The 4,339-nt window shown below is 70.5% G+C and carries 6 protein-coding genes; 4 read left to right on the forward strand and 2 right to left on the reverse strand.

Translation table 11 applies throughout. The features are described 5' to 3' along the window. Nucleotides 1-271: 271 nt before the first annotated feature. Both Q1N79_RS14280 and Q1N79_RS14285 read right to left on the reverse strand, forming a co-directional pair. The gene (locus Q1N79_RS14280) at nucleotides 272-445 is read right to left on the reverse strand and encodes an aldo/keto reductase (protein ID WP_300609263.1); all 174 of its coding nucleotides are present in this window, start codon (nucleotides 443-445) and stop codon (nucleotides 272-274) included. Continuing rightward, nucleotides 442-1,146: an aldo/keto reductase gene (locus tag Q1N79_RS14285; RefSeq protein WP_300609265.1), complete on the reverse strand. Its 705-nt coding sequence runs from the start codon at nucleotides 1,144-1,146 to the stop codon at nucleotides 442-444. The genes Q1N79_RS14280 and Q1N79_RS14285 overlap by 4 nt, the downstream gene beginning before the upstream one ends. A 170-nt stretch (nucleotides 1,147-1,316) precedes the next feature. Between Q1N79_RS14285 and Q1N79_RS14290 the strand changes: the two genes are divergently transcribed. From Q1N79_RS14290 to Q1N79_RS14305, 4 genes are all read left to right on the forward strand, one after another. Beyond that, nucleotides 1,317-1,850 (forward strand): TetR/AcrR family transcriptional regulator, encoded by a 534-nt coding sequence (locus Q1N79_RS14290; protein WP_300609267.1) that lies wholly within the window; start codon nucleotides 1,317-1,319, stop codon nucleotides 1,848-1,850. Nucleotides 1,851-1,868: 18 nt separating this feature from the next. Then, nucleotides 1,869-2,090 carry a hypothetical protein gene (locus Q1N79_RS14295; protein WP_300609269.1) on the forward strand — a complete coding sequence of 74 codons (222 nt, stop codon included), beginning with the start codon at nucleotides 1,869-1,871 and terminating at the stop codon, nucleotides 2,088-2,090. A gap of 601 nt (nucleotides 2,091-2,691) precedes the next feature. Next, complete coding sequence (locus Q1N79_RS14300; protein ID WP_300609271.1) at nucleotides 2,692-3,087, forward strand: ATP-binding protein; 396 nt, start codon at nucleotides 2,692-2,694, stop codon at nucleotides 3,085-3,087. 86 nt (nucleotides 3,088-3,173) lie between these two features. Then, nucleotides 3,174-4,190, forward strand: coding sequence for an IS630 family transposase (locus Q1N79_RS14305; RefSeq protein ID WP_300609273.1), 1,017 nt, complete (start codon nucleotides 3,174-3,176; stop codon nucleotides 4,188-4,190). Nucleotides 4,191-4,339: the final 149 nt, after the last annotated feature.

Raw genomic sequence — 4,339 nt, forward strand, 5'->3', positions numbered from 1 at the left:
TGACACGATCGACGGAGTATCACGCTCAACCCGGGAAGTCATGACTCCAACGAAGCCAGAGGATAACGCCTCCAGCCAGACGTGGCCGAGCGGAACGCCCGCGATTTCGAGGGTCTGTGTGGTGCCCCCTGTTGTCGCCGGATGCTGAAACTGACCCCCAGTGCAGGAAAGTTGCCGTTTCCCTCATCGGGCGGTGGCTGAGCCGGGGCTGGGCTGCTTTTCCAGCAGGTGGGGGAAGCGGGCTGGGACCCCTGCCGGGGCGGGGGGCCGGTTAGATCGCGGCGAGTCTGCGCGTTGCCTCGGCGTAGGTGTCTGGCGGCAGCGGCCCGCGTGAGGCGGCCGCTACGTTGGTGCGCAGGTGCTCCGGGTTGCTGGTGCCGACGATCGCGCTCGACACTCCCGGGTGGCTGAGCGTGAAGCGCAGGATGAGCTCGTGGCGGCTCATGCCGTCGCCCAGCAGCTCGTCGAGTTTGGCTGCCTCCCAGCGGTCCCGGGCCGGGGGCCGGAGGCGCTGAGCGGCTGGACTGTCCAGTTCTTGTCCCCGGACGCGGTCCCGCGGGCCACGGCGCCGCGGATGAGCACGCCGACTCCGGCGTCCGCTGCGCGCGTGATCAGGTCGCCGTGCTCGGGCTGGAGCGCGGAGTAGGGGATCTGGAACACGTCGAAGACGCCCATGTCGATGTGGCCGGGGAGGTTGGGCAGCGTGCCGGACATCCCGATGAAGCGCACCCTTCCCTCGGCGCGCAGGCCCTGGAGTGCCTCGATCGTCCCGCTGGCCTCCATCGCGCTGCGCGGCGGCGACAGGTGCGCCTGGACTAGGTCCAGGCGGTCGGTCCGCAGGCGCCTGAGGCTCTGCTCGACGTCGGCGCGGACGTTCGCGGCGCTGTAGTCGTGCTGGCCTATCGTGGCCGCGCCGGGCGGCGGGGACACCGGGCAGCCGCACTTGGAGGCCAGGAAGAGCTCGCCGCGACGCGGGCTGAGGTAGCGGCCGATCAGCTCCTCGCTGCGCCCGTAGTCGACCGAGGTGTCGATCAGGCTGACGCCCGCGTCGAGCAGCTCGTTGAGCAGCCGGGCGGCGTCCTCGTCGGTCAGCGCCGGGCCGCTCAGGTGGCTCGCCTGGCCGCTGAGCTGGCCGCGCAGCTCCATCGCGCCGTAGCCCAGGACCGGTACCCCGATGCCGGTGCGCCCCAGCGCGCGGGTGGGGATTGGATTGCCATCGCGTCACCTCGTCATTCGTCTAGGATCAGTATCCGGAAAGCCTTCCGCTTACCGGTCACGGTACCGGAAAGGTGTCCGCTTAGCGAAGGGGTGCCGGGATGCGCGCAGACGCCGCGAAGAACCGCGAGCACATCCTCGCGGTCGCGCGCGAGGCCCTCCGGGAGGCCGGGGACGCTTCGATGATCGGCATCGCCAGGCGCGCGGGTGTCGGCCCGGGAACGCTGTACCGCCACTTCCCGAGCAGGGAGGCGCTGATCGCGGCCGTGTACAAGGAGGACGTGGAACGCCTGGTCCGCCTAGTGCCTCGGCTCCTGGCGGAACACGCTCCCCTGGACGCGTTGCGCGCGTGGTTCCGCACCCTCGCGGACTTCGTCCAGCTGAAGCGGGGCCTCGGGGAGGCACTGCAGTCCCCGGTGCAGGAGGAGGTCACCAGCGCCTACGCACCCGTGGTGTCGGCCGTCGGCGAGCTTATCGCCGCCTGCGCCGCGGACGGCAGCATGCGCGAAGGTCTGGACCCCGAGGACGTGCTGGTGGTGATGAGCTTCATGACCCGGGTCAGGCCCGCTCCCGCCGCCGCCGCGCAAGCCGACCGCGCGATGGAACTGGCCATCAACGGGCTACGCCAGCCCTGAGGACGCAGCCCCTAGGCCGTGACCCGGCACGAGCCCACCCGGGGGCACGGCGGGGTGCCCGCCGCTGAGATCGCCCGCCGCACCGGGCACGGCGTCGCTGTCCTGCTCAAGATCTACGCGTACTGCACCGACGGGCAGGCCGACGCCGGCAACCAGCGCATCACCGCCACCCTCAGGGCCAAGGACACCGAGCCCGAACCGGGCAGCGAGGAAGACGGCGAAGGTGAGATGGCACCTTGAACGCCGCAGGTCAAAGGCCAGGAAGGCCCAGACCGGGGCGTGAAGGCTCGGCCTCCTGACGCCACCGTCCATGCCCGTCCGTGCGTCACCTCGGCACCGGCCCCGAGCGCACGGACGCGTAGCGGACGGTGGCGGCCCGAAATCGACCCTTGAAGCGCGTCCACGCTGGTCAGGGGCACGGGCCTCGGGTAGGAGGATAGGGCTGTAAAACCGTCGGCTCAGCCTACGTTGGTTCGAACCCATCACCTGCCACACGCTGCGAAAACGCCCCGCTAGCTGCGAATTCTCGCGCTGGCGGGGCGTTCTTCTGTGGGCCAGTTGTGGGCCAGCTTGCGTCGCTGTGGACCGTCATGTTGCGGTTTCCACGGACGCATAGCGGACGGGAATCGGAGCCAGGGAGCGGTGCGCGGGGCCGTCGGCTTTGCACGGACGGCCACGGACGGGGCCGTGACCACGGACGAGCCACGGACCAGGGTCCGCAGAGGCGGGCCCGTGCTCGGCTTGACGCGCGCCGCTGAGTCGAGCGTGCATCACCGTGTGCGCCCGCCCGGCGGCCCGGACACCTCCCGGGTCCGTGCGGGCGGGGAAGGGCGGTGCGGTGATGGCCAGGGCGGCGGTCCGGGAGACCGTGACGCTTGCCGGGCGGGCGGAGCGGGCGCGGGCCGCCCGTGCATTCGTCTCTGCGATACTCGGCACCGGGCACCCGTGCGGGGACGTGGCCGTGCTGCTGGTCAGCGAGATCTTCGGTAATTCCGTCCGGCACTCCGGCTCGGGTGCTCCCGGGGAGACGGTCACGATCGCGGTCAGGGCCGGGGACGGCATCGTCCGGGTCGAGGTCACCGATCGCGCCGGGCCGGGGACGCCGGAGCTGCGCTCCGCGGGCCGTGACTCGGAAGGCGGCCGGGGGCTTCAGCTCGTCGCGGACCTCGCGGCGCGGTGGGGGTGGCGGCGGCGCGGCGGGCGGCTGGTGACATGGTTTGAGCTGCCGTATTGCTGATGTAACGGCCCTAGCTAGTGCCGTAGCAGGTTGGGTTTGCCCCGCGCGGACTTTCCCCGCAGGCGCAGATCGCCGAGACTGGGCCGGTGGGTGAACGGCTGCGGGTACGCGAGATCGACGATGACGAGGGACAGCGGCTGGTGCGGATCATCCGCCGCGGCAGCGGGTCGGTGGTGACCTGGCGGCGGGCGCAGATGGTGCTGCTGTCCGCGCAGGGCATGGCTGTGCCCGCGATTGCCAAGGTGGCGTTCACCAGCGAGGACCGGGTCCGCGATGTGGTCCGGAACTTCAACGCGGACGGGTTCAGCTCCCTTTACCCGAAGTACAAGGGCGGCCGCCCGCCGAAGTTCACCCTGGGCCAGCGGCGGGAGATCAAGAAGATCGCCAAGTCCAAGCCGGCCGAGCATGACCTGCCGTTCTCCACCTGGAGCCTGGCCAAGCTGGCCGATTTCCTGGTGGCCGAGGGGGTGGTCGACGACATCAGCCACGAGGGCCTGCGGGTCCTGCTCCGCGCCGAGGGCGTCACCTTTCAACGGATAAAGACGTGGAAGGCGTCGAAGGACCCGCGCTATGCGGAGAAGAAGGCGCGAGTGGAGCAGCTGTACGCGATCGCCGACCGTGAGGCAGTCCCGCAGGACGGCGACCCGCAGATCGTCTTTTGCCTGGATGAGTTCGGGCCGCTCAACCTGCAGCCGCGCCCGGGACGGCAGTGGGCCGCAGTCAGCGGTAAAAGGAAGGAGCCCGGCCGGGCGCCGCGGCCGCGGATGCGCGCCACCTACACGCGGACCGCCGGGGTCCGGCACCTGCTCGCCGCCTACGAGCTGGGCGAGGACAAGCTGTTCGGGCACATCAAGCCACGTAAGACCCGGGCCCGGTTCCTGGAGTTCTGCCGCTACCTGCGCTCCCTCTACCCGGCAACAACCCGGATCGCGATCATCTGCGACAACTTCAGCCCTCACCTCAGCACCCGCAAGGACCCCCGGGTGGGCACCTGGGCCAAGGCGAACAACGTCGAGATCGCCTACACGCCCACGAATTCGTCCTGGTTAAACCGCATCCCCGTTAACCGGCCCTCGGCCCGGCGACACGCCCGGGCTGCCTGACGTCCCCGCAGCTGGGGACTGGCGGCGTCACACTGAGGTCAGGTGTCCCAGGGGAGGGTCGATGGGACAGCGTGTGGTGCTGGTCAGTGATGGTCACCGGGTCGAGGGGTGCGGCGCGGACGGTGAGCTGGTCAACCGGTTCCTGGCGC

Source organism: Trebonia sp. (assembly GCF_030042015.1).
In the GTDB taxonomy this organism is placed as follows: Bacteria; Actinomycetota; Actinomycetes; order Streptosporangiales; family Streptosporangiaceae; genus Trebonia.